Here is a 23,463-nt window from a genome sequence, read left to right on the forward strand (position 1 = left end):
CGTATCGCCGCCGCGTTGGTACAGTTGGCAGCTCAGCCGCCCTTCCGCCACGTAAAATTGGAACAACAGATGACAGGGAGCAAGAGCCATCTTGTCCAGCTCGCCGACGTTCCATGCACTGACGATCAGCCGTCTGGAGTCGGGATTGCTCTTCAACTGCTCCAGAACTGCAGTGATCTGGTCGATGACCTTACCGTCAGCAGCTAGCCAAGAGCGCCACTGCTTACCGTAAACAGGACCGAGATTGCCGTTCTCATCCGCCCATTCATCCCAGATCCGGACACCATGCTCCTTCAGGTAAGCGATATTGGTGTTCCCCTGCAAAAACCAAAGCAGTTCATGGATGATGGACTTCAAATGCAGCTTCTTGGTGGTCAAGAGCGGGAAGCCTTCCCGCAGATCGAAACGCATCTGATAACCGAATACGCTCTTCGTTCCTGTACCGGTGCGGTCTTCCTTGACAACGCCGTTTTGCAAAATGTGCTCGCACAAATCAAGATATTGTTTCATAGCTCCTCCCAAAACCGTTCATAACCGAAAAATTTTCTGATTAACCCCATTATAACAAAAAAGAATCATATTCACTTCCATGATGTTGAGGAAACGCAAATTCATTTTCCCGTTGACAAGCGGACGCAACATTAATAGGATTACATACAAAAGAAAAAGATAGGGGTAATGTACCATGAGCATGAAAAAAGCGATTACCATTGCAGGTTCGGATACAAGCGGCGGAGCCGGTATCCAGGCCGACCTGAAAACCTTCCAGGAGCATGACGTTTACGGCATGACGGTGCTGACCTGCGTCGTGACCATGGACCCGTTTAACGGCTGGTCACACGGTGTACATCCCATCCCCCTCGATGTGGTGAAGGATCAAATCAACACCGCTTTCGCAGGCGTCGGCGCCGATGCGATAAAGACCGGCATGCTGGGCTCCGTGGAGATCATCGAGCTGACCGCGCAAACCTTGGATAAATACGCGCCGAAAAGCATCGTGATCGACCCCGTCATGGTGTGCAAAGGAACCGACGAAGTGTTGCACCCAGAGACAGCCGTCGCGCTACGTGAGCTTCTTGTTCCCCGGGCGACTGTCGTGACCCCTAACCTGTTTGAGGCATCCCAATTGGCAAAAGTCCCGGTAATCAAAACCGTAGACGATATGAAGGAAGCCGCAACTCGCATTTACGAGCTTGGCGCGAAGTATGTACTTATCAAAGGCGGCAGCAAACTGCAGCACGAAAAAGCCGTCGATTTGCTCTATGACGGCAAAGAATTCGAGCTGCTTGAATCGGAACGGATCGCCACTACCTATACCCATGGTGCAGGTTGCACCAGCTCTGCCGCCATCACCGCTGCGCTGGCTAAAGGCACCGAAGTGAAGGATGCCATCCGCCAAGGCAAAGCTTTTATTACGACGGCTATCCGAAACGGCTTCCCGATCAACGAATTTGTCGGCCCCACCCGTCATTCCGCCTGGCGGACGTGCAAGTTGTAAGGTATAACAACTTCATGTGTTCAATAATAAAAACGGATGGAAGTGACTTTAGCTTCCGCCCGTTTTTTTCATAATTACGAGCCATGCCGGTGAATCCAAGCAAGCAAAAGGCGGTAGTAACCGGCTTTCATCTTTTGTGGAGTTTGCTTACGAGATGATCTGCTAAGCGGTGGGTTGCCAATACCCGATCCACCCGAAACTCGCAATCGTCCGGATGATCCAGTGCCGCAAGAAAGTGTCCGATCGCCCCTGTGAAGCCCCTTCGGTACAACACGCTGTCCCAACTGCCGAAGACTAGTTCCCGCTTTCCTTCAGCCACCGAATACAGATCAGCTGACTCCATATTCGTCACTTCCGCCGAGCGACCAAAGCCATGAAGCTCCAGCTTCTCCAAGTCCACACCGGCGCTGCGGTTCATTGCATACATCCCGGAACCTCCATCAAAGGCAAGGGAACCGGAAATATGCAGCAGCCTGCCCGTTTCGTCCACGCGGATATCGGCATCGCTTGCACGAGAATCTGCTTGTTCCCCCATTAGCCATAGTAACAGGTCGAGCATATGGATCAGATCGTCATAGACCGTTTTTGCTGCGTCATGCTTTTGCAGCCGGGTGCGATGCTTTTGGGCGACGGCAAATGCGATACCCCCTGCTCCTTCAAGCCACTCTTTCGCCTCCCGGTATCGCGGCGCAAAACGGCGGTTGAAGCCCACTGCCAGCAATCGGCCATACTTATACGCCGCTTCGGCCATCGCTTCGGATTCTTTCCATTCATAGGACAACGGTTTATCGACGTAAATATGAAGTCCCTCTTTTAAACAGTCCATCACAAGAGAAAAATGGGATTCCGTTGCAGTATGAATAAAAACCGCTTCCGGCCCCGCAGCCAAAAGCGATTTCAAATCGGTACAGCCGCCGGATAAACGGTACTGGCTGCCGATCCGCCGCACCGTCTCCTCTGTCCGGCTCATGATCCCGGTGATCTCCACATCGTCCATGGCTGTAATGACGGGCAAATATGCCTTTTGCGCGATATCTCCCAACCCGATGATCGCCACTTTGCGCTTATCCATTGCATTTTCCCCCCTGACCGATCTAAAAACAAGCCCATGCAAACCCGCCGTCTCTCATCAGGTGTATGAAGAAAGCTCCATAAGGAGATCCGTTGTTACGACAACGGGCTCGCGAATGATCCGCTGCAGCTGAAAATGCGGAATCAACTCCCCGGGCTTGACCGGTTCAGCTTTATCCAACAGTCCACTGAGATAGGCCAGTATGCCAATCACCCGCTCCGGCTGTACACCGGCATTCCGGATAGAAGAAAGCGTGACGGAGCCATGACGCTTAGACAGTCTTTTCCCATCCGGTCCGTAGAGCAAGGGGACATGGGCGAACCTCGGTGCCTTTAGGCTCAAGGCTTCGTAAAGCATCAACTGTCTGGGAGTCGAGTCCAAGAGATCGCTTCCCCGTAAAACGTCCGTAATTTCCATAGCGGCATCGTCCAGAACGACCGCTAGTTGATAACCGATCATCCCATCCGACCGCTTCACGACAAAATCGCCGCCGCTGTCAGAGGAATAGCACTGAAGCCCGGCCACGCCATCATGAAACGAGATGGATTTGTCTTCGGGCATCGCAAAGCGGTAAGACGGTGTTTTGCTTTTGCCCTTATCCAATCGTTCCACCTGCGACAGATGGCGGCACGTTCCTGGATAGCGCGGCCCTTCCGACTCCAGCCCATGGGGGGCGCTGGCCGCGGCCATGATATCCGCACGGCTGCAATAGCAAGGATAAATCCAGCCTTTCTGCTCCAAACCGGCTAAAGCTGCTTCATAGCGTTCCAGCCGCTCGCTCTGGGTATAAGGCGCAAAGGGCCCGCCAATGTCGGGCCCTTCATCCCAGTCAAGACCTAGCCAGCGCATATCCCGCAAAATCGTTTCTGCATAATTCCGCCGGGAACGTTGTCTGTCGATATCCTCTATGCGCAGCACGAACATTCCGTTTTCTTTGCGGATTTGCAGCCAAGCGAGCAGCGCGGTTCGCATATTCCCGATATGAAGCTCCCCGGATGGTGTCGGAGCAAATCTCCCCCGCGCCTCAGCCATGTTCCATCACCCCAAAAAAACTACTTCCTGTTTGGCAACTGCCAATTGCTCCAATCATCATTCCAACTGATCCGATAAACGATATTCTTGTTGCTGCTAGAGTTTTTGCTGTCGGAGTTTCCAGACTTTTTGCCGTTATTTTGTTTATCGTTGCCCTTTCCGGCATTGTCGCTATTGCCCTTATCGCCGTTTTTCCCTGAATTGCTTTTATTTCCGTCATTGCCGGTTTTGCTATCCTTTTTATCATTTCCGTCATCTTTGCTGTTGTTCTTCTTGCTATTGCCATTTTCGCCGGTGCTATTCCCACCGCCGCCCGTATTGCCCTCATTTTTCTTACTATCCTTCTTTTGATTGTCTTCTTTCGTATCGTTTGTTTCGCTCTTGTTTTTCTTGTCTTCGTCCTTCTTCTCCTGGCTGATCTTACCGGTGTTACCATTTTTGCTGCTATTGTTGCTATTGTTGTCGCTGTTTCCGCTATTGCCGTTGTTTCCATTTTTACCATTGCTGCCATTGTCTCCATTTTTACCATTGTTGCCATTGTTGCCGTTATTACCGGTTTTACTGCCGAATCCTTTGTTGCTCCAAAAAGTATCGTTCTTACCGGACTCCCCGCTAAACGATTGTTTTCCCTTTTCATTCCACTGACTGATATCCCAAATGTAACCGCTCCGGTCGTTCCGTAAAGCCCTTTTGCCCTGTCCCCAGCCTTTTCCGTTGGTTCCAAAGGTAACGAGGGGCTTCAAGCTTTCCTTGGTCACTTTCGGAGTCGAGCTGGTTGACGCTTTTCCTGGTTTTGCCGTGAGTAAGCTAACCAGTTGGGCTTTCTCGCCTTCCCCCGCCATGCTGCTCTTCTTGCCTTCCTTCTTTTCTTTAACCTTGCGGTCCAGCTCACCGTTTTTCTCTTCCGTCAACAGTTCCTTGACGTTTTGCTTCGTCAGTTTGTCTGGTTGCAATAAAGAGTCGACGCCACCGTAATCTTTGGCAATTTCATGGATCGAACCATTGCGGAAATCATCCACTGATAGATCGTAGCCGTTGTTTTTCGCACTTAGATAAGCCACGTATTTGCCGGTCGATAGCCCGCTTTGCTGAGCAGCCTCCCGTACTTCGGGACTCGCCGGCAGTTCCGTTACGCTGATGGTTTCTTTCTCCTTAGCATGGTTTTCGCTCACGTAGTCGGTGACAATTTTCTTAACCTCATTGCCAATGGAGGTATCGTCCACACCGTCGTTGTCTTTAGCCTCCGTTGCCGATAACACAATATCCGCCGTTCCGAGAGACAGATAGTTGGCTTCCGCCTTTTGCAGAAGCGCCTCCATTACCACTTTCAACGTTTTCCCTTTAAAGACAACACCTTTGATTAAGGTCTCGCCATCTACATTCTCAGCCTTAAGACGCAGCGTCTTACCATTCTTATCGATTCCGATTTCCACGCTAGGATTGATATCAAGTGAAACGTAAGCCGATACCTGCTTGCCGCCAAAACCGGTAGGAATGCCGCCGATCAGGAAAAAACAGAACAATGCCGCAACCGCGAGAGATGACGCTATGGCAAGGGGGGATAATTTGCTGCGGCGAACATCTTGAGCATCCCGAAAAGACACTTCTTCGCCAATGGCCCCACTGCGGCCTTTTCGGGCAATTTCACGAAACTCCCCGTCCGGCGTCAGCACAATGTAGGATTTTTTTCTTTTTTCCACCACGATGCCCTTGTTCATTCGGTCACTCTCATTTCATTAGATAATCCGGCATTCAAGTATTCGCGCAGGTAAGGATAAGGCCCGTTATGAATGATAGCGACTGTTATAATATATTTGCGGTTTCGTTCTATGGTTTTGCGGGACAATCCAGACTGCTCCGTCAATTCCTTCACCGGCAGCCGCTTTTTGGTCAGCAGGGTACGCATGAGCAGCGGTTGATCCGCAAGCTTAACCCCGATTCCCATCAGCATGCAGCGGGAATCGGTATGGCGTGGAGAAATTCGCACCAGCTCGTCAAAGCCGATTTCAAATTCATGCAAGCAGCGGGTCAAATCCAAAATTTCGCCTCGGCGCTCCTCTACGCTCAATTGATCGCGATAAGCATCCACAGCCTGTTTGACCTCCACCGGATTGATCACATGGTCATCTTCATCTGCATAATCAAAGGCACTGATCGGAATTTGCCCCGAATGACGCTGCTCCTTGCGAAGATAATCGATCAGCCTGCGGCGAATCACCGTTTCGGCGAATCCGAGAAACGATTTCCCGGCGGTTGGGTTATATTGTTCCACCGCTTCATTGAACGCGGAAAGAGCGATGCTGAATTCATCATCTATATGAGGATTGACATATCGGTTGCAAAAACGGCTCGTTACTTTGGCTATGTAGGGTTGATAATCGGTTATAAATTGATTGAGCAACTCCGAGTCGCCAGCCTGAATACGAGCCACCAGCTCTTCAGGGCTTCGATGAGAGTTCCGGGCTTTTGAGTCCGACGGACTCTTTCCCAGAAATCTTCTGAAGATCGCGAGAATCAAAAGATCCACCTCACACTTAAATATTCGCTAAAAAGGGCTAACTTTTGGGGGTATGTAAAGTACCGCACGAGAATAGTTATCGGTTAAATTTCGACTTTTTTCATCAGCAGGCTTATTATACCATAGTTTCCTGTGCAGCCGTTTCCATAGGAACTCCTTGCATAAAAAAGGAAATCCTCCGGTATGGGAAGATTCCCTCCTTGTTCTTACCGCATTAATCCGCAGAGCGGCGCACCGCCTGCTTTTCCCGTTGATAACTTAATACCTGAAGCCGTTCATAAAGTTGCCGCTCCCAATGCCGGTCCTGCATGTCCTTGGCTACCATCAGGAGATCAAGCGACATGTCGATTTGAGAGGTCAAAAGCTGCAGCGGATCTTCCTGCTCGCGGCTGGAGCAGTTTTCAAACAGGTCCTCCAGCTTCTTCCCCCTTATATAATCGGAAAAGTTCACTTCGGGAATGCCTTCTCCTGTCGCATATTCCGCTAAGATTTCAAATTCGCTGCGAATCAAATGGTGAACCTCCGAACGCTTACAAACCGGACAAAACAAGAGAGGCACATTTTTCAGACTTGTATGCATATGCTTGAGGGTTCCTCTCGTTCCAATCATGCTGGCTCCGCAACAGAAACTCATCATCTTCCCCTCCCTTTTTTCGAAAAATCCGAGCCGGCTATAAATCGCCTCTACTCTTTCTTATTCATCATTTATCCATATCTGTCCATTTTGAAAAGTTTTCCGCAAAAATCCTTTGAAAAAATTAAAAACGCCGGTCGCCCGACGTTTCTTAAGTTACTCTTCATTTTCCGGTTTTTGCGGGATAGACGCGACGTAGCGCTCGACTGACCACAATCTGTCCACTTCCGTCTCATCGTTCCATTCCATCACAAAAAGCCAAGAGTTATACGGGTCCAGGTTGATTTTTCCTGGCATATCCGAGAGCGCCCGATTACTCTCCAGCACTTTGCCAGACAAAGGCGATGTCAGCTCCGTTACCGTCTTGATCGATTCCACACTGCCGAAGGGGTCTCCCGCCACCAGCTCATCGCCAGGCCGAGGCAGATCGGCATACACGATGCTACCAAGCTCGTCCTGGTAAAAATCGGTCAAGCCAAGCCGTGCCCTTTTCCCTTCGATCCGCACCCAAACGTGCTCTTCACTATATTTCAGATCCATTGGATGATCCATTTTCCCAAACTCTCCTTCCGCTTTGCCTTTCACATTCAAGTATAAGGGAAAATCGCCTAGATTCAAAAAGGAAAACCCCTCCCGCATACAATTGCGATCAGGAGGGGCTGCCGTTATGATGTGAAATTTCGGTTTTTATTAGACTGTTCGAAAAAATTAGCCGACCAGCGTTTTTTGACCCGGTTTCCAGTTCACTGGACACAATCCGCCGGTTTGCAGCGCTTGGAGCACGCGCAGCGTTTCTTCTACACTGCGGCCAACGTCATTGTGGTTCACGACTTGGTATTTCAGCTCGCCTTCCGGATTGATGATAAACAGACCGCGCAGGGCGATGCCTTCTTCTTCAATCAATACGCCGTAATCGCGGGATACCGCGTGGGTCAGATCCGCGCCCAGTGGGAAGTTGATTTCGCCGAGTCCTCCGTCATTGCGAGAAGCGTTGATCCATGCTTTGTGGGAGTGCTTGCTGTCAGTGCTGACGCCCAGGATTTCGCAATCCAGCTCTTTGAATTGATCGACAGCGCCGCTCAGAGCCGTAATTTCAGTCGGACATACAAAAGTGAAATCGAGCGGGTAGAAGAACAGGACGAGCCATTTGCCGCTATAATCCGCGAGTGAGGCAGTACCAAAATCTTTACCGTTCCCGAGTGCCGTTTCCAATTGGAAAAAAGGAGCTTTCTTGCCTACCAAACGTTCTGCCATTTTAATTCCTCCTAAATGATATAAAGATGCAAAAGGGAGAAAAAAGGTATGTATACGCACTCCCATTTTTAGATACCAACATGTAATTTCCCTATGGAAAATGGTATCATCGGCCAAAATTGATGTCAATAATGGTAACGTTATTATATTGTAATAATTTTAATTTGTGTCGGAAATGTGGATTAATATGCCTAATAAGCGCTTTCAAGAGTTGACGGCGATAGGATGGCATTCAGTACCTTGGGGAGAAACGGCGGCGGCAGTCAGCAAAACTTTTACACATGGAGATGAACGTTCAGGCATATAGCTTTGGCGTAAGCCGTAAGTGAGCCTTATTTCGGTCGGTATTTGCCCGCATTAATCCGATTATATCACTTGATTTAGGGGGGAGTTACCTTGGGATCTGTTGATAACAACTTGCTGCACGCAATCGATACCAACTGGTTAAGCTTCGTCATTTCTCTTGTCGTGTTCGCCATTCTGTATTACCTCGCCCGTAAGCATGTCGGTTTTGGAACTCGAGTGCTCATTGGTCTTGGTCTCGGGTTAATCGTCGGAATCCTCATCCAAAATGTCGATGTTGAGGTTAAAGGAATCACTACTTTCGGCAGCATCTATGTAAGCTTGATCCGCATGCTGGTCATCCCATTAGTGTTCATTCTCGTCCTGAACAGCATATCTTCTCTTAACAATCTGGAATCCTTACGAAAAATCGGCCTTAAAACTTTCGCCTGGTTTCTCGGCACAACGGGGATCGCATCCATCATCGGCCTATTGATCGCCCTGCTGTACAACCCCGGATCGGGCATTGCCCAGAAGGTGCCGGAAGGCTTTGCGGCAAGGGAGATTCCTACATTTTCACAGGTCATTCTGGATCTGGTCCCGTCTAATCCCTTCAATGAAGCGGCGCAAGGAAAGGTTGTTCCCCTCCTGATCTTTGCTATCTTCCTGGCTGTCGCCATCATTAAAGTAGGAGCAAAACAACCGGAAGCCGTCAAACCTGTGCGCGACCTGCTCCAATCTCTGACGAAAATTCTCCACCAGGTCGTCAAGCTAGTCATCCGGCTAACCCCCTATGGCGTATTTGCCTTAATTGCAGGGGTCGCTTCCCAGTATGGCTGGGATACGCTCAAAGAGCTGGGCAGTGTCATCCTCGCTTCATATACTGCGCTACTCTTGCATTTTGTGCTGGTCTTCGGCGGATTGGTTTTGCTGGTTGCCAAGGTGAATCCTCTGCGCTTTTTCCGAAAGGTTTATCCGACCATAGCAGTAGCTTTCACGACCCGTAGCAGCTACGCCACCCTGCCCGTCAATCTTGACGTCATTACCAAGCGGCTGCATGTCTCCCCGCGTATCGCCAGCTTCGTCGCTCCTTTGGGCGCTTCCGTCAATTTCAACGGCTGCGGCGGCATTTGGCCGGCCATTGTCGCTGTCTTCACCGCTCAGGTCTACAATATCCAGCTTACCTTTACGGATTACATCATCCTCGTGTTTGTCAGCATCATCTCTTCTATCGGCGTAGCCGGAGTACCCGGCCCAGCAACCATCTCCACCACCGTAGTGCTCACGGCTCTGGGGCTGCCCCTGGAGGGAATGGGCATCGTCGCCGGGGTGGAAGCCCTCATCGATATGGGCCGCACCGCTATCAATGCGACGGGAACAACGGTCACTTCCCTGCTGGTGGCTGAGTCCGAAGGAGAATTCGACCGCAAAGCGTTCAATCGGGATGAGGACGAAGAAATTGTAATCAGCGCAACTTGATAGAAGTCGAAATGCCTTCCATTCCCCATGTACAGAAAAACGAGCTGTTCCACAAGTCTGTTGGATGACTTGGGAACAGCTCGTTTGATTTGGATCGGGCAGCAAATGCCCGGATTCTGCGGATAAGATTAGCCCATAGCGGCGATGATCAAGTCGCCCATAGCGGAGGTGCTGATGGCTTTGCTCTTGTCGACCGCGATATCGCCAGTGCGATGGCCGGCATCCAATACAGACTTGACGGCATTCTCGATAGCATCGGCTGCGTCATGATAGCCGAAAGTCAGATGGAACATCAGCGCTACGGAAAGGATCGTAGCGATGGGGTTGGCGACGCCAAGACCGGCGATGTCCGGTGCGGAGCCGTGTACCGGCTCATAGAGGCCAAAGCTTCCTTCGCCAAGGGAGGCGGAGCTGAGCATGCCGATGGAGCCGGTAAGCATAGCCGCTTCGTCGCTCAAAATGTCGCCGAACATGTTTTCGGTGACGATGACGTCGAAGCTGGATGGGCGGCGCAGCAGCTGCATCGCGCAGTTGTCGACGAGCACGTGCTCCAGCTCAACGTCCGGATAGTCGGCGGAGACGCGGATGACCGTCTCCCGCCACAGGCGGGACGTTTCCAGCACGTTGGCTTTGTCGACGGAAGCCAGCTTTTTGCGCCGGGTGCGGGCGATTTCAAAGGCTTGGCGGGCGATGCGTTCCACTTCAGCGACGCTGTATACGCAGGTGTCCACCGCTTCCTGGCCGCCTGCCCCTTCGCGGCGCAGCTTGTCACCGAAGTAAATGCCGCCGGTCAGCTCGCGGACGACGATGAGATCGGTGCCTTCCAGCACTTCCGGCTTCAAGGTGGAGGCTTCCTTCAAGCAGTCGAATACGACAGCCGGGCGGATGTTGGAGAACAAGCCCAATGCTTTACGGATGCCGAGCAGACCCGTTTCCGGGCGAAGCTCCTTCGGATTGTTGTCCCATTTCGGGCCGCCGACAGCTCCAAGCAGCACGGCATCGGCCTTTTTGCAAATATCCAACGTATCTTGAGGCAGCGGCGTTCCCTTTTCGTCGATAGCGATTCCGCCGAACAAGGCATGCTCCGTTTCAAAACGGTAGCCAAACAGCTCCTCCGTCTTCTTCAATACTTTCAGTGCTTCTGCTACTACTTCCGGTCCGATTCCGTCTCCGGCGATAACCGCAATCTTCTTCACGTCAGCCATTTTCGACACTCCTTTTACTCGTCTCCGTTAATCTAAAAGTAAAACCTGCAAAGATGCAGTTTTTCTTGCTTCAATTGGATATCCGGCGAAAATTTCTGCAAGATCAGGCTTATCTCGGGATCTGCTGCTTCTTGCTTCGTCGGCTTCTCAACCCTGTGGCTACCTAATCGTGCTAGTACTGTTTTACCATAGCGAGATTCATTTGACAAAGATATAAAAACTATCAACTTCATAGACTATACCTATAACTGCAACATAGGGGCAACATAAAAAAAAACAAGGCAGCCTCCACTCGGAAGACTGCCTTGTTGTGTATCTAAATCAATTGGATTTTATCCGTGCGTCCCTCTCCAACGGTTTTACGCCGGTCCAGCAAACGGTTGATCGCATCCACGTACGCCCGGGCACTGGCTTCCAAAATATCGGTGCTGACGCCGCGGCCTTGAACGGAGATTCCATTTTGGACGAGAACGACATGTACCTCGCCCAACGCATCTTTGCCGTCCGTGACGGCTTTGATGGAGTAATCGGTCAATTGAACCTCTTCTCGGGTCGCTTTGTCGATGGCTTTGTAGATGGAATCAACGGAGCCGTTGCCGCTAGCCGTCTCCACCACAACATCGCCTTCCTCGGTGCGAATCCGCACTGCAGCGACCGGTACCGAGTGGTTGCCGTAGGAGACTTGAATCTCCTCGAGAACAAACGCTTCAGTAACGGAGGTCAGCTTTTCCTCGATCAGAGCGAGGATATCCTCTTCGCTGACTTCTTTCTTCTTATCCGCCAACTCCTTGAACTTGGCGAACGCGATGTTCAGTTGCTCTTCCCCGAGATCGTAGCCCAGATCGATCAGTTTTTCGCGGAAAGCATGGCGGCCGGAGTGCTTGCCCATGACCAGCTTGCTGTCCTTCAGGCCGATGGTCTGCGGAGAAATGATCTCGTAGGTCGTCTTCTCCTTCAGCACGCCGTCCTGGTGGATACCCGATTCGTGGGCAAAGGCGTTGGCGCCGACGATGGCTTTGTTGCCAGGTACAGGCATGCCGGTCAAACGGCTGACCAGCCGGCTGGTGCGGGCAATCTCCGTCAGCACAAGGCCGGTGTTAGCTTGATAGAAGTCTTGGCGAGTGGCAAGAGCCATCGCTACTTCTTCCAAAGCCGTATTGCCCGCCCGTTCGCCAATGCCGTTGATCGTGCCTTCCACCTGGTCGGCACCGTTCAGGATCGCAGCCAACGCGTTGGCGGTGGCCATGCCTAAATCGTCATGGCAGTGGGCGCTCAGTTGAATCTTTTCAATACCCGGCACCGTTTCCTTGACCGTCTTGAAAATATTCCCGTATTCATACGGAGTCAAATACCCGACGGTATCGGGGATATTAACGACCGAAACGCCGTTCTTCACGGCCATTTCCACCACTTGGCAAAGGAAGTCAAGCTCGGTACGGCCGCCGTCCTCCGGAGAAAACTCGATCTTGCTGAAATACTTCTTGGCGTAGCGGATCGCGGCTTCAGCCGTTTCCAGAACCTGCTCCTTCTCCATCCGCAGCTTGTGCTTCCGATGAATCGGAGATGTTGCGAGGAACAGGTGCAGACACGGATCCTGAGCGTTCTTCAGCGCTTCCCGGGCGGCATCGATATCCTGCTCACGGGAGCGGGCCAAGCCTACAATGGTCGCATTTTTCACAGCCCGGGCCACGGCATCAACCGCTGCCAGGTCGCCGGGAGAAGCGGCGGGAAAACCGGCTTCGATCCGGTCCATCGCCAGCTTTTCCAGTTGTAAAGCGATCTCCACTTTCTCCTGGGTGTTCAGGTTGACGCCCGGCGATTGCTCGCCGTCCCGCAGAGTCGTATCGAACAGATAGATCTTGCGCATCTTATTCCCTTCCTCTCACAATCCGTCGAACTTATTCAAAAGCTTATGCGAGCTTTATGAAAATCTTACTTCTTGATCCAGTGCATCAATTCGCGGAGACGTCCGCCGACCACTTCGATCGGATGCTCGGCTTCGTTGCGGCGGGTAGCCGTCAGGAAGGCGCGGCCGGATTGGTTTTCCAAGATGAAATCGCGGGCGAATTTGCCTTGTTGGATATCGGACAGTACGCGCTTCATTTCTTTCTTCGTTTCTTCCGTTACGATTCGGGGGCCGGTTACATAGTCGCCATACTCCGCGGTGTTGCTGATGGAATCGCGCATGGTAGCCATGCCGCCTTCATAGATCAGGTCAACGATCAGCTTCATTTCGTGGAGGCACTCAAAGTAAGCCATTTCCGGAGCGTAGCCGGCTTCCGTCAAGGTTTCGAAGCCTGCTTTGATCAAGGCGGTTACGCCGCCGCAAAGAACAGCTTGCTCGCCGAACAGGTCGGTTTCGGTTTCTTCCTTGAAGGAGGTTTCGATAACCCCGGCGCGGGTACAGCCGATGCCCTTGGCATAAGCAAGGCCAATAGCTTGCGCATTGCCGGTAGCGTCTTTATGGATCGCGATCAAGCCAGGAACGCCGAAGCCTTCTTCATAGGTGCGGCGCACCATGTGACCCGGAGATTTCGGAGCAACCAGCAGCACGTCGACATCAGCAGGAGCCACGATTTGGCCGAAGTGAACGTTGAAGCCGTGGGAGAACAGGAGAGCGTCGCCTTTTTTCAGGTTAGGAGCGATTTCTTCCGCGTATACTTTCGCTTGAGTTTCGTCAGGCATGAGGATTTGGATCACATCGGCCAGACGAGAAGCTTCCGCTACGGAGTACACTTCAAAACCGTCGTTTTTCGCTTTATCGAAGGACTTGCCGGCACGCAGACCGATGATGACTTTCAGGCCGCTGTCCCGCAGGTTTCTGGCTTGTGCGTGTCCTTGGCTGCCGTATCCGATAACGGCGATCGTTTTTCCTTTAAGCGCTGCAAAATCGGCATCTTTTTCATAGTACATGGTTACTGGCATTTGAATAGTTCCTCCTTTTATATGGACCTGTCCGGAATTGCATTAGCCTGGTCCGCCATCCTTCCTCTCCCGCCCGCTGCGGCATATCCGCAAACTGCAGCGCATTGGCGCTTAAAGGGACTAAAGGATGGCGGTACAGACCGCAGCCTATTTCAGGCTGCCCGGCAGGAAAGTAAACTTGCCTTCTACTTTACGCTGTTTCATGATTTTCGTCTACCTGACTGATTTTCCATCAATTCGGCCTACTTGACGCTGCCCCGGGTCATGGCGGTTACGCCGGTGCGAGTCAGCTCGCGAATGCCGTAGGGCTTTAGAAGCTCGATGATGGCGTCAATTTTATCGGTTCCGCCAACGGCTTGAACGATCAAGGAGCCGGGGCCGATATCCACAACGGAAGCGCGGAACGTATCGACGACGCCTAGAACCTCCGGACGCAGGGACGGCTCTGCGGCTACCTTGATGAGAGCCACTTCACGGTCCACCATCGGGTTTGCGCTCAGATCGACAACTTTGATGACATCGACTAATTTATACAGCTGCTTTTCCACTTGTTCCAAGGTATCTTCGTCGCCCGTGGTGACGATGACCATGCGGGAGAGCCCCGCTTCTTCCGACGCTCCCACCGTAATGCTGTCGATGTTATAGCCGCGGCGGCCAAAAAGTCCGGACACCCGCTGCAAAACGCCCGGCTGGTTGTTCACCAGCACGGAAATGGCATGTTTCCCCGTCGTCATTCGGCATCCCCCATTATCATCTCATCTAACGTTTTTCCTTGGGCAACCATCGGGTAGACGTTCTCGTATTTACGCACCCGGAAGTCGATCAGCACAGGCCCGGGAGTATCCAACGCCTCCTGCCAAACTTTCTGAGCTTCCTCTTTGGTCGATGCGCGAAGTCCCTTCACGCCGTAAGCTTCCGCCAGCTTGACGAAATCCGGGCTGCCTTGAAGATCGATATGGCTGTAGCGTTTATCATAGATCAACTCTTGCCATTGGCGCACCATGCCCAGCACCTGGTTGTTAATGATCACGATCTTGACCGGGATGTTATTGATGGCGCATACCGCCAGCTCTTGGGAACACATTTGGATGCCGCCGTCACCGTTGATGGAGACGACCAGCTTATCCGGATTCCCCATTTGCGCGCCGATGGCGGATGGGAAACCGAATCCCATGGTGCCGAGACCGCCGGAGGTAACCAGGGAACGGGGACGCTGGAATTTGTAGAACTGAGCGGCCCACATCTGATGCTGGCCAACGTCTGTTGTGATAATGGCTTCGCCCTTGGTGGATTCATTGATCATTTCAATGACGTACTGCGGTTTCAACTCGTCATCAGAATCCGTATAGGTCAAAGGATAATCCAGCTTGGATTGCTGAATGTGCGCGAGCCATGCCGCCGACTTCGCTTGCTTCGCCTTGGTGTTGGCGTACTCCAGCAGGTTCTTGACGTTGCCGACGACGGGAATGTCCACCTTCACGTTTTTGCCGATTTCCGCCGGATCGATGTCAATGTGAACGATTTTCGCCTTCGGGGCAAATCCGTTCAAATTGCCGGTTACCCGGTCATCGAACCGGGCGCCGATACAGAGGAGCAGGTCCGCATCCTGGATGGCTTTGTTAGCTGTATAGGTGCCGTGCATACCCGGCATGCCCATCCATAGTTCATGAGCGCTGGGGAATCCTCCTAATCCCATCAACGTCGTCGTCACGGGAATTTGCGTCTTCTCGGCGAATTTCAGCAGTTCGTAGCCGGCGTCCGCACTGACTACGCCGCCGCCTGCCAGAATAACCGGACGCTCCGATTCGGCGATAGCCGCCAGCATTTTGGTAACCTGGGCTTTATTCGGATCGGTAGTCGGATTGTAGCCGCGAATGTGCACCGGCTCCGTCACCGGCTTAAACACCGTTTTATGATTGGAAATATCCTTCGGGATGTCAATGAGTACCGGACCTTTGCGACCGGTATTCGCCAGATGGAATGCCTCATGGATAATCCGGGGCAAATCCTCAACGTGACGAACGAGATAGCTGTGTTTTGTAACTGGCAGCGTAATGCCCGTGATGTCTGCCTCTTGGAAAGCATCGGTTCCAATCAGCGTGCTGGCAACGTTGCCGGTGATAACCACGAGTGGGACCGAGTCCATATAAGCGGTGGCAATACCCGTCACTAGGTTGGTTGCCCCCGGGCCGGAAGTGGCGATACATACGCCTGCTTTTCCGGTAGTCCGCGCATAGCCGTCGGCCGCGTGAATCGCACCTTGCTCATGGCGAGTCAGCAAATGGTGAAAGTCAGGGTTGCCGTGCATGGCGTCATAAATGTAAAGCACCGCACCTCCAGGGTAGCCGAAGACGCAATCGACACCCTCCAACAGCAGACAGCGAAGCAAAATTTCCGAACCGGTAATTTCATCAGGGACCATTAACTTCGCCTTCAGCTCTTCCGTCAAAACTTGTTCAGGATTCGAAATACTCATCCTTCTTCCTCCCTTCGCATAATTGAGGCCGCAACGCAAGACCGATTTCGATTAGTTAGCAAAAAGAATATCAAAAAACCCCTTCCATCCCTCAACAACGTGCGTTGAAAGGGACGAAAGGGGTTAGCTTCCGTGGTACCACCCAATTTTATTCCGCGCCTCGCAGCGCGAAATCTTGATAAGTGCCGATGAGCGGCGGATTCATCCGTCCTCACGTGACACCCCGGCACGTTAACGTGTGCCCTTCCGGTTTTCCCTACTCGCCCTATAGGCGCCTATAGCTTTTCAGGAAAACAGCTCCGAGGTGAGCTCGCCGATAAGGGATTTTAGGCGTCGGTTTCAGCTGATCCTCCGCTCTCTGTTCTAATGAGCCCCTATGACTTCGTCCTCTTCATAGCCGATTCGGTTTTGTGTTAAGAGCTATTATACGCATCACATTTTGAATAGTCAATACCCGATCGCACCGGTTTTTTTGCGAAAAACGGCCGTAAAACCTCCCCGTTCTCCTTGATCATTCCATGCAAAAACGTTCCAATGGCGCGGTTTTCCGATATAATCTTATGGACAAGGATGAGCTAGGTCATACTGCAAAATTTTCTGGAAAGCGAGTGGCTGTAGTGATGAAACCGCCGGATAGACAGGAAATGGCGATGTACACCAAACAAACGAATGCGGTCCTCGATTTTATTCATGGCAATCTGGACGGCTCCCTTTCCTTGGAGCGGCTATCCGCTATTGCCAGCTTCTCTCCTTATCATTTCCACCGGGTTTTTAAGTTAATCGTTGGTGAAACTCTTCTTGTTTATGTAAACCGTACCCGGATAGACAAAGCCTGCCGCTTTCTTGCCTTCCATGAGAATTTGTCAATGAGAGAAATCAGCTTGGAATGCGGGTTTTCCTCTCTCGCCGGATTTTCCCGGACGTTTCGGGCAATTCACGGCATGTCCCCAACGGAATATCGACTCCGTTTCCATGCTTTCAAGCCGTGGACCGATACGCTGGCGGAACAGCGTTTTCGATTGGCCATGGAAGCCTAACATCCTCTTATGTTGGCGGACACAAAATCTGAAAAAGCTGCACCGCCTCTATCAGGAAAGCGGAATCCGGGTAACGGATATCTATGACGGCCCCGGCCCTACCCGCTATTTTGACTTTTGGGCGACTTGCGAAGGCATCCGGATAACAGCCCAGGAGGACAAACGCGTTCAGGAAGAAGGATTTTTTCCTTCTTGGAATCGGTTGGGCGTGAGCGATCTGACCCATTCGGTGAACTGGTATCAGCAATACATGGGAATGGAGATCGAGCACGACTTGAGGGAAACGGGCTTCGTCATCATGAGTCTAGCCCTAAGCCATCAGCCAGAGCAGAAATCGTTATGGGTACCGAAACAAGCCGCAAACGATGCGTATATCGGAAAAGTAGACGGCCCTGTCCGCCCCTACTGTCGGGTCGCGGAGCGGGAAGAGTTCTTCCGCTACCATACGTTTTTATCGGACAGCGGGATAGAAGTCTCGGACATCGGAGGGTTTCTGACGAGGGGATTGGCATGCTTCCACTTCTACGACCCTGATGGCAACCGTTTAAACATCAGCACGCTGTAAAGAAATGAACGGCTGCCTCCGCTGCGAGCTGCTCATGCGTCAACAAATAACGCCCTTTTTCGGTTAGTTCCGGAATAGGGCGTTTTTGCGTAGCGGATATAGGGAAATATCACGGACGCGGCTGCACTTTTCACCCCGCGTTTTGTAGTATTTTTCAAAGATAAACAACTGAAAACGGAACCAATATAGATAAGTTTACATTTTCCGATTTTGTGTTGATTGTCATAACGGCCATTCTGACTATAATTCAACTACATAGTGTAAATTACTTTTGCAGAGAGGATGAACATCGTTGAACGAAAATACCACAGCCACTTCAGTTCCCCGTTCCGTAACGGATGGATTTAAGAAGGGACCGATTCTGTTTATTATGATCCTTGGTGCCTTTCTTGCGACCCTCAACGCTACGGTCATGAGTGTTGCAATCCCCGAATTGATTGGAGAATTCAATATTTCGCCCGCAACCGGGCAGTGGCTGACAACAGGCTATATGCTGGTAAACGGAGTCCTGATCCCCGTCACCGCCTATCTGATGCAGCGTTTTTCTACCCGCCAGCTGTTTCTAACGTCAATGCTGATTTTTCTTGTAGGCACCGTCGTCTGCGCCTTATCATCCGACTTCGCGAGCCTTTTGTCAGGACGAATGATTCAGGCGGTCGGAGCCGGCATCATTATGCCGCTGTTGCTGCAGGTCGTCTTAACGATTTTCCCTCCCGATAACCGCGGCGTTGCAATGGGTATGGTGGGATTAGCCCTTGTATTCGCCCCAGCCATCGGCCCCGTTTTTTCCGGTTACATTCTTGAAAACTACGACTGGAAAACCATGTTTTACGTCATTATTCCATTAACCGTTATCGTTATCGGCCTCAGTTTGATCTTTTTGAAAAATGTATCCGAGACGATTTCAACAAAAATTGATCTACTCAGCGTGGTCCTGTCCACCATCGCCTTCGGCGGATTATTGTTCGGCTTCAGCCGCGCCGGCAGCCTTGGATGGTCGAGTCAGGAAGTCATTGCATCGATTATCGCCGGAATTCTTGCGCTTATCCTGTTTAGTTGGCGGCAGTTGGCATGCAAATATCCCCTGCTGGATCTAAGGACCTTTAAATTCAATATGTTTTCGTTAACGACCGTCATTTCCATCGCCGTTAATATGGTTATGTATGCGGATATGATGCTACTCCCTTTATATCTGCAAAATGTACGCGGTTATACCCCCTTGGAATCGGGTTTGCTCATGCTTCCGGGGGCCGTCTTGATGGGAGTCTTAATGCCTCTGGCCGGAAAACTGTTTGACCGATTTGGAGCGAAATGGCTGGCGATTATTGGACTCGTCATTACGATCATCACCACCATTGGCTTTATCGACTTGACGGACTCCACAAGCTATACGTATCTCTTACTCATGTCGACGGGCCGGCGGATCGGGATTTCGCTGCTCATGATGCCCTTGCAGACCGCAGGACTTAATCAATTGCCACCCAAACTGGAAGCTCACGGTAATGCCATTACCAACACGGTTCGTCAGGTGGCCGGCGCCATGGGTACTTCCCTGCTCGTAACCGTGATGACAGATCGTACAAAAGCTCATTTGACCGACACGATGGCAGCAGGTTTAGCGAGTGGCATGACAGAAAAGCAGTTGAAACTAGATGCAATGATACAAGGGATCAATGATGCCTATGTGGTGATTGTCGGGTTCGTGGTAATCGCACTTCTGCTTTCCTTCTTCATCAAACGTACGGTGATAACAAAAACTTCACATGTACATTCTGAATCACTAAGTGCACATTCGGTTTCCGAATCTTGACGAAAAAGCCAGTTCCCCCGTGGAACTGGCTTTTTTACCATTATGACGGTGAAGGCAGCAACGACAGGATTTGTTTGGCCAAATAACGCGGCGCATAGGGCATGTCGTTTCGCAGCCAAAAGATAATAGCACCGATCAGGGCTGACGAAATATACCAAACCGCAATGCTATTTTCGATATCCCCTTTTGCAGCGCTCAAGCCGTTTCCCTTTTGTTTTATTCTATCCGTCACCGTTTCCGCGAGGATCATGGAGAGCCGTTCGGTAAAGATCGGAATGCGTTTCATAGCGATTACGACCTTATAAAACTTCTCGTTTTGCGCAATATGCTCCAGAAGCTTTTCAAGCGGCACTCCCTTCTCTCTCTCGCACATGGCATCTGCGGACTTATCACCGTAAATAGCATGGTTGATTTCTTCAACCATTTCATTCGCAAACTTGTTCATCATATCCGGAATATCCCGGTAATGCAGGTAGAAGGTAACGCGATGGATTGTTGAACGCTCGGCAAGGCGATTCACTGTGATTTTCTCGACGTCCATCGCCTGAAGCAAATCGATGAATGCATCTTTAAGCGCTTGGCGTGTTCGGACAATTCGCGGGTCGATGCGATCTTTTGAATGAGTCATGACGAAACGCTCTCCTTTCTTGGCGACAACAGGACCTCTGTGTAGTATCAGGTGAGGCAAAACAACTATACTACATCATGTAAATTTAATCTAGACTGCAAAAGCAAAAAGCGCCCTTCATCCGGTACTGCCGGAGAAGGGCGCTTCTGTGCTACGGATAAAGAAATTATCCGTTGATTTTTGCTTTAGCGGCGTTAGCCAGATCAGCAAAAGCTTTGCTGTCGGATACAGCCAGATCGGCCAAGATCTTGCGGTTTACGTTTACGCCGGCCAGTTTGAGGCCGTACATGAACTTGCTGTAGCTCAGGCCGTTTTGACGGGCACCAGCGTTGATACGGGTTACCCACAGACGACGGAAGTCGCGCTTTTTGCGGCGACGGTCACGGTATGCGTACAGACCGGACTTCATTACTTGTTGGTTTGCGGTTCTAAACAGTCTGTGCTTGGAGCCGAAATAGCCCTTTGCCAACTTCAATACTTTTTTATGACGACGACGGGTTACAAAACCGCCCTTTACTCTTGCCATGGAATTCTACCTCCTGATTATCGGTGAATGGAAATGTTTTATTTTACGTAGACGAGCAGGCTCTTGATCCGTTTGGCATCGCCTTTGGAGACGAGGGCAGCTTTACGCAATCCGCGTTTGCGGGCAGGAGATTTGCTCTCCAGGATATGGCGTTTGTAGGCTTGGTTTCTTTTCAGTTTGCCGGTGCCGGTCTTGGAAAAACGCTTGGCGGCGCCGCGGTGGGTTTTCATTTTAGGCATGGTGAATTGTCCTCCTAACGGAATATGTCAAAGCTTGCGATCCTTCAGCCTTATTTGTTTGGGGCCAGAATCATGATCATGCTGCGGCCTTCCAGCTTGGGAACGCGTTCCAACACGCAAATTTCCTTTGCTTCTTCAGCCACACGGTTAAGCACTTTTTGCCCGATGGAAGCATGGGTGATTTCGCGGCCGCGGAAACGGACCGAGCACTTCACTTTATCTCCATCATTCAAGAACTTCAGAACATTGCGAAGCTTGGTTTGAAAGTCGTGCTCGTCGATGGTTGCGCTAAAGCGGACTTCCTTAAGCTCCACAATCTTTTGGTTTTTGCGTGCTTCTTTTTCTTTCTTCTGCATTTCGTAGCGGTAGCGGCCGTAATCCATGATCCGGCACACTGGCGGCTTTGCCTGTGGGGCTACGTTTACGAGGTCGAGATTGGCGTCGGCGGCGATTTGCATGGCTTCACGGATCGGCTTAATCCCCAATTGCTCGCCGTCTGCACCAATCAAACGAACTTCCTTCACACGGATCTCGTCGTTAATCATATGGTCCTTGCTAATAGTCTTCCACCTCCGGAATATCTTCTCATCAAAAAAAGATGTGGACGCGTTGGCGCCCACATCTTTGCACTATCCACGAACGGATCGATTCACAAAGTCCGGAAGAACCAGCCAACACGGGGTCGGTCAGGTGAGAAGCGGGCGCTTCTGCTTTAAACATACTTCGATACTATATCACGTCGATCATCCGTTGTCAACTGGCTTGTTTGCTTTGCACTTCTTCCAACCGCAGCACCCGGGTATGCGCCGTGTGGCTCCACTGTTTGTTGTTCTGGGTGAAGAAGGCGTACATGGTCAGCGGATACCAGGAAATCAGGTACAACGGAAAAGTCAGCAAAAATTTGAACGTCTTGAGCGGAGCCTTTTCCAGAAACATCGCCATCAAATACTGCAGCACGTTGACCCCGGAAATGGTCATGAATACCGCCGGCGCATACTGGAAAATCGAGGTCAACCTCGGCCCTCCGGGCATGAGCATATCGGCATACAGAATAATTGTGACGACTCCGCCTAAAAATACGTTGTAGGCATTCAGCGCGTAGATCGCCGTATCGATTTTGGACCAGCTGCGCTCCTTGATGCCTTGGAACAGCAGCGGGAAAAAGTAGCGGCGGGCTACATCAAAGTGACCCTGCATCCAACGGAGCCGCTGGCGCCAAGAAGCGTTGAAGCCGAGGGGCTTCTCATCATACACCTTCGCGTCAAAGTTGAAGGTTGGGTTGATGCCCTTTTGCACGCAGCGCATGGTGAACTCCAAATCCTCGACCAGACTGGTTGCACCCCAGCCCATTTCTTTCAAGAGCGCGGTATCGAAACACATGCCGGTGCCGCCCAGGTAATTGGCGAGACCCAAGTTGGTCCGCGGAAGCTGCCAGAGACGGTTGCAGTACCAGTATGTAACGGCATATGCGGAAGTAATCCAGGAATCTTGCGGGTTTTTCGTATCCAAATAAGCTTGAATGACTTTGGAACCGGATAACAGATCACTGTTCATATGGAGCAAATAATCGGCGCTGACCAGATTATCGGCATCGAACATCACGACGGCGTCGTAGGACCGGGGCATTTTCCACAGTTCTTTCAGCATCCACTCGATGGCGTAGCCCTTGCCCCTAAGCTGCGGGTTATGGCGTTCGCAGGCGTGTACGCCGTGTTTCCGGGCGATGGCGGCGGTGTTGTCCGTGCAGTTGTCGGCGATTACGAAAACATCGTAAAGCTCTTTCGGGTAGTTCAGTGTTTTTAAATTTTCCAGAAGGGCGCCCACGACTTGTTCTTCGTTATGGGCTGCCACGAGAATGGCGAATGATTTTTGCGGCGCAAATTGGGTTCGCTTCTTACGGCGAAACCAGCCAAAGAAGGCAAGAACCAATTGGTAAACGCCGATAACGGCGATGATGATCTGCAAACTGAGTACTACGTAATCGAGCATTCGGGTTTCCCCTTTCGTATGGTTATTCATCCTTCGCGAATGGTTAAGAACGTATCTCTCTCTATTTTCATCTCTTTGTCCTATTGTTCGTTTCCCTTTATGGGTCGTCTGCTTTTGTATCGTTCGTTGCGGCAGCCTTTTTTCGGTCCGTTCACCTCCGATCCGCCCCACATCTTTTACATCTTGCCCATTATAAGTGACGCCTTCCCCGAAACACAAACGTCAAAATGGCGCTTCAACCGCTTATATCTTAACCATTTGTAATAATTCTGAAACATTTCGTCATATTCCTGT

23 protein-coding genes and 1 other annotated feature are annotated in these 23,463 nt (G+C 51.2%); of the genes, 5 read left to right on the top strand and 18 right to left on the bottom strand.

Annotated elements, in window-relative coordinates; genetic code table 11:
- A partial coding sequence (thyA, locus tag TJ79_RS11320; protein WP_040950484.1) for a thymidylate synthase occupies positions 1 to 510 on the bottom strand: 510 nt, incomplete at its 3' end.
- Between the two features lie 175 nt (positions 511 to 685).
- On the opposite strand from thyA, the gene pdxK reads away from it, so the two are divergent.
- On the top strand, positions 686 to 1,498 hold the full coding sequence (pdxK, locus tag TJ79_RS11325; RefSeq protein ID WP_040950426.1) for a pyridoxine/pyridoxal/pyridoxamine kinase: 813 nt from the start codon (positions 686 to 688) through the stop codon (positions 1,496 to 1,498).
- A 127-nt stretch (positions 1,499 to 1,625) separates the two neighbouring features.
- On the opposite strand, the gene TJ79_RS11330 is transcribed toward pdxK, so the two are convergent.
- From TJ79_RS11330 to TJ79_RS11360, 7 genes are all read right to left on the bottom strand, one after another.
- Complete coding sequence (locus TJ79_RS11330) at positions 1,626 to 2,570, bottom strand: Gfo/Idh/MocA family protein (protein WP_040950427.1); 945 nt, start codon at positions 2,568 to 2,570, stop codon at positions 1,626 to 1,628.
- A gap of 57 nt (positions 2,571 to 2,627) precedes the next feature.
- Positions 2,628 to 3,602, bottom strand: a complete 975-nt coding sequence (gluQRS, locus tag TJ79_RS11335) for a tRNA glutamyl-Q(34) synthetase GluQRS (RefSeq protein ID WP_040950428.1) — start codon at positions 3,600 to 3,602, stop codon at positions 2,628 to 2,630.
- Between the two features lie 20 nt (positions 3,603 to 3,622).
- Positions 3,623 to 5,320: an anti-sigma factor domain-containing protein gene (locus TJ79_RS11340; RefSeq protein WP_040950429.1), complete on the bottom strand. Its 1,698-nt coding sequence runs from the start codon at positions 5,318 to 5,320 to the stop codon at positions 3,623 to 3,625.
- Positions 5,317 to 6,033, bottom strand: coding sequence for an RNA polymerase sigma factor SigI (sigI, locus tag TJ79_RS11345; protein ID WP_238322968.1), 717 nt, complete (start codon positions 6,031 to 6,033; stop codon positions 5,317 to 5,319). Before sigI ends, TJ79_RS11340 begins: the two co-directional genes overlap by 4 nt.
- A gap of 301 nt (positions 6,034 to 6,334) precedes the next feature.
- Positions 6,335 to 6,754 (bottom strand): hypothetical protein, encoded by a 420-nt coding sequence (locus tag TJ79_RS11350; RefSeq protein WP_040950431.1) that lies wholly within the window; start codon positions 6,752 to 6,754, stop codon positions 6,335 to 6,337.
- A 156-nt stretch (positions 6,755 to 6,910) separates the two neighbouring features.
- The gene (gcvH, locus tag TJ79_RS11355; RefSeq protein ID WP_040950485.1) at positions 6,911 to 7,306 is read right to left on the bottom strand and encodes a glycine cleavage system protein GcvH; all 396 of its coding nucleotides are present in this window, start codon (positions 7,304 to 7,306) and stop codon (positions 6,911 to 6,913) included.
- A gap of 156 nt (positions 7,307 to 7,462) precedes the next feature.
- Positions 7,463 to 8,008, bottom strand: a complete 546-nt coding sequence (locus TJ79_RS11360; RefSeq protein ID WP_040950432.1) for a peroxiredoxin — start codon at positions 8,006 to 8,008, stop codon at positions 7,463 to 7,465.
- Positions 8,009 to 8,404: 396 nt separating this feature from the next.
- Between TJ79_RS11360 and TJ79_RS11365 the strand changes: the two genes are divergently transcribed.
- Entirely contained in the window at positions 8,405 to 9,769 is a 1,365-nt protein-coding gene (locus tag TJ79_RS11365) for a dicarboxylate/amino acid:cation symporter (protein WP_040950433.1), read from the top strand.
- A 128-nt stretch (positions 9,770 to 9,897) separates the two neighbouring features.
- On the opposite strand, the gene leuB is transcribed toward TJ79_RS11365, so the two are convergent.
- The 5 genes from leuB to ilvB all read right to left on the bottom strand — a co-directional run bounded on the left by leuB (position 9,898) and on the right by ilvB (position 16,375).
- On the bottom strand, positions 9,898 to 10,974 hold the full coding sequence (leuB, locus tag TJ79_RS11370; RefSeq protein WP_040950434.1) for a 3-isopropylmalate dehydrogenase: 1,077 nt from the start codon (positions 10,972 to 10,974) through the stop codon (positions 9,898 to 9,900).
- A 316-nt stretch (positions 10,975 to 11,290) separates the two neighbouring features.
- A complete protein-coding gene (locus tag TJ79_RS11375; RefSeq protein ID WP_040950435.1) occupies positions 11,291 to 12,841 on the bottom strand; it encodes a 2-isopropylmalate synthase in 1,551 nt (516 codons plus the stop codon).
- Between the two features lie 65 nt (positions 12,842 to 12,906).
- Positions 12,907 to 13,899, bottom strand: coding sequence for a ketol-acid reductoisomerase (ilvC, locus tag TJ79_RS11380; RefSeq protein ID WP_040950436.1), 993 nt, complete (start codon positions 13,897 to 13,899; stop codon positions 12,907 to 12,909).
- 242 nt (positions 13,900 to 14,141) lie between these two features.
- Positions 14,142 to 14,633, bottom strand: coding sequence for an acetolactate synthase small subunit (gene ilvN, locus TJ79_RS11385; RefSeq protein WP_040950437.1), 492 nt, complete (start codon positions 14,631 to 14,633; stop codon positions 14,142 to 14,144).
- Positions 14,630 to 16,375, bottom strand: coding sequence for a biosynthetic-type acetolactate synthase large subunit (gene ilvB / locus TJ79_RS11390; RefSeq protein WP_040950438.1), 1,746 nt, complete (start codon positions 16,373 to 16,375; stop codon positions 14,630 to 14,632). Before ilvB ends, ilvN begins: the two co-directional genes overlap by 4 nt.
- A 560-nt stretch (positions 16,376 to 16,935) precedes the next feature.
- Here ilvB and TJ79_RS11395 point away from each other — a divergent pair.
- The 3 genes from TJ79_RS11395 to TJ79_RS11405 all read left to right on the top strand — a co-directional run bounded on the left by TJ79_RS11395 (position 16,936) and on the right by TJ79_RS11405 (position 19,787).
- Complete coding sequence (locus TJ79_RS11395) at positions 16,936 to 17,412, top strand: helix-turn-helix domain-containing protein (RefSeq protein ID WP_238322969.1); 477 nt, start codon at positions 16,936 to 16,938, stop codon at positions 17,410 to 17,412.
- Positions 17,348 to 17,977, top strand: coding sequence for a VOC family protein (locus TJ79_RS11400; protein ID WP_040950439.1), 630 nt, complete (start codon positions 17,348 to 17,350; stop codon positions 17,975 to 17,977). Before TJ79_RS11395 ends, TJ79_RS11400 begins: the two co-directional genes overlap by 65 nt.
- A 370-nt stretch (positions 17,978 to 18,347) precedes the next feature.
- The gene (locus tag TJ79_RS11405) at positions 18,348 to 19,787 is read left to right on the top strand and encodes a DHA2 family efflux MFS transporter permease subunit (protein WP_081756864.1); all 1,440 of its coding nucleotides are present in this window, start codon (positions 18,348 to 18,350) and stop codon (positions 19,785 to 19,787) included.
- Between the two features lie 40 nt (positions 19,788 to 19,827).
- Here the strand turns inward: TJ79_RS11405 and TJ79_RS11410 are convergent, their stop codons facing one another.
- From TJ79_RS11410 to TJ79_RS11430, 5 genes are all read right to left on the bottom strand, one after another.
- Positions 19,828 to 20,415, bottom strand: a complete 588-nt coding sequence (locus TJ79_RS11410; RefSeq protein ID WP_040950441.1) for a TetR/AcrR family transcriptional regulator — start codon at positions 20,413 to 20,415, stop codon at positions 19,828 to 19,830.
- A gap of 166 nt (positions 20,416 to 20,581) precedes the next feature.
- A complete protein-coding gene (gene rplT, locus TJ79_RS11415) occupies positions 20,582 to 20,941 on the bottom strand; it encodes a 50S ribosomal protein L20 (protein ID WP_040950442.1) in 360 nt (119 codons plus the stop codon).
- 38 nt (positions 20,942 to 20,979) lie between these two features.
- On the bottom strand, positions 20,980 to 21,180 hold the full coding sequence (rpmI, locus tag TJ79_RS11420; protein ID WP_040950443.1) for a 50S ribosomal protein L35: 201 nt from the start codon (positions 21,178 to 21,180) through the stop codon (positions 20,980 to 20,982).
- A 50-nt stretch (positions 21,181 to 21,230) separates the two neighbouring features.
- Positions 21,231 to 21,725, bottom strand: coding sequence for a translation initiation factor IF-3 (gene infC, locus TJ79_RS11425; protein ID WP_040950444.1), 495 nt, complete (start codon positions 21,723 to 21,725; stop codon positions 21,231 to 21,233).
- A 41-nt stretch (positions 21,726 to 21,766) separates the two neighbouring features.
- Positions 21,767 to 21,899 (bottom strand) — a sequence feature (ribosomal protein L20 leader region).
- Between the two features lie 34 nt (positions 21,900 to 21,933).
- Positions 21,934 to 23,169: a glycosyltransferase family 2 protein gene (locus TJ79_RS11430; RefSeq protein ID WP_040950445.1), complete on the bottom strand. Its 1,236-nt coding sequence runs from the start codon at positions 23,167 to 23,169 to the stop codon at positions 21,934 to 21,936.
- Positions 23,170 to 23,463: the final 294 nt, after the last annotated feature.

Source organism: Gorillibacterium massiliense (assembly GCF_000455485.1).
Lineage (GTDB): Bacteria > Bacillota > Bacilli > Paenibacillales > NBRC-103111 > Gorillibacterium > Gorillibacterium massiliense.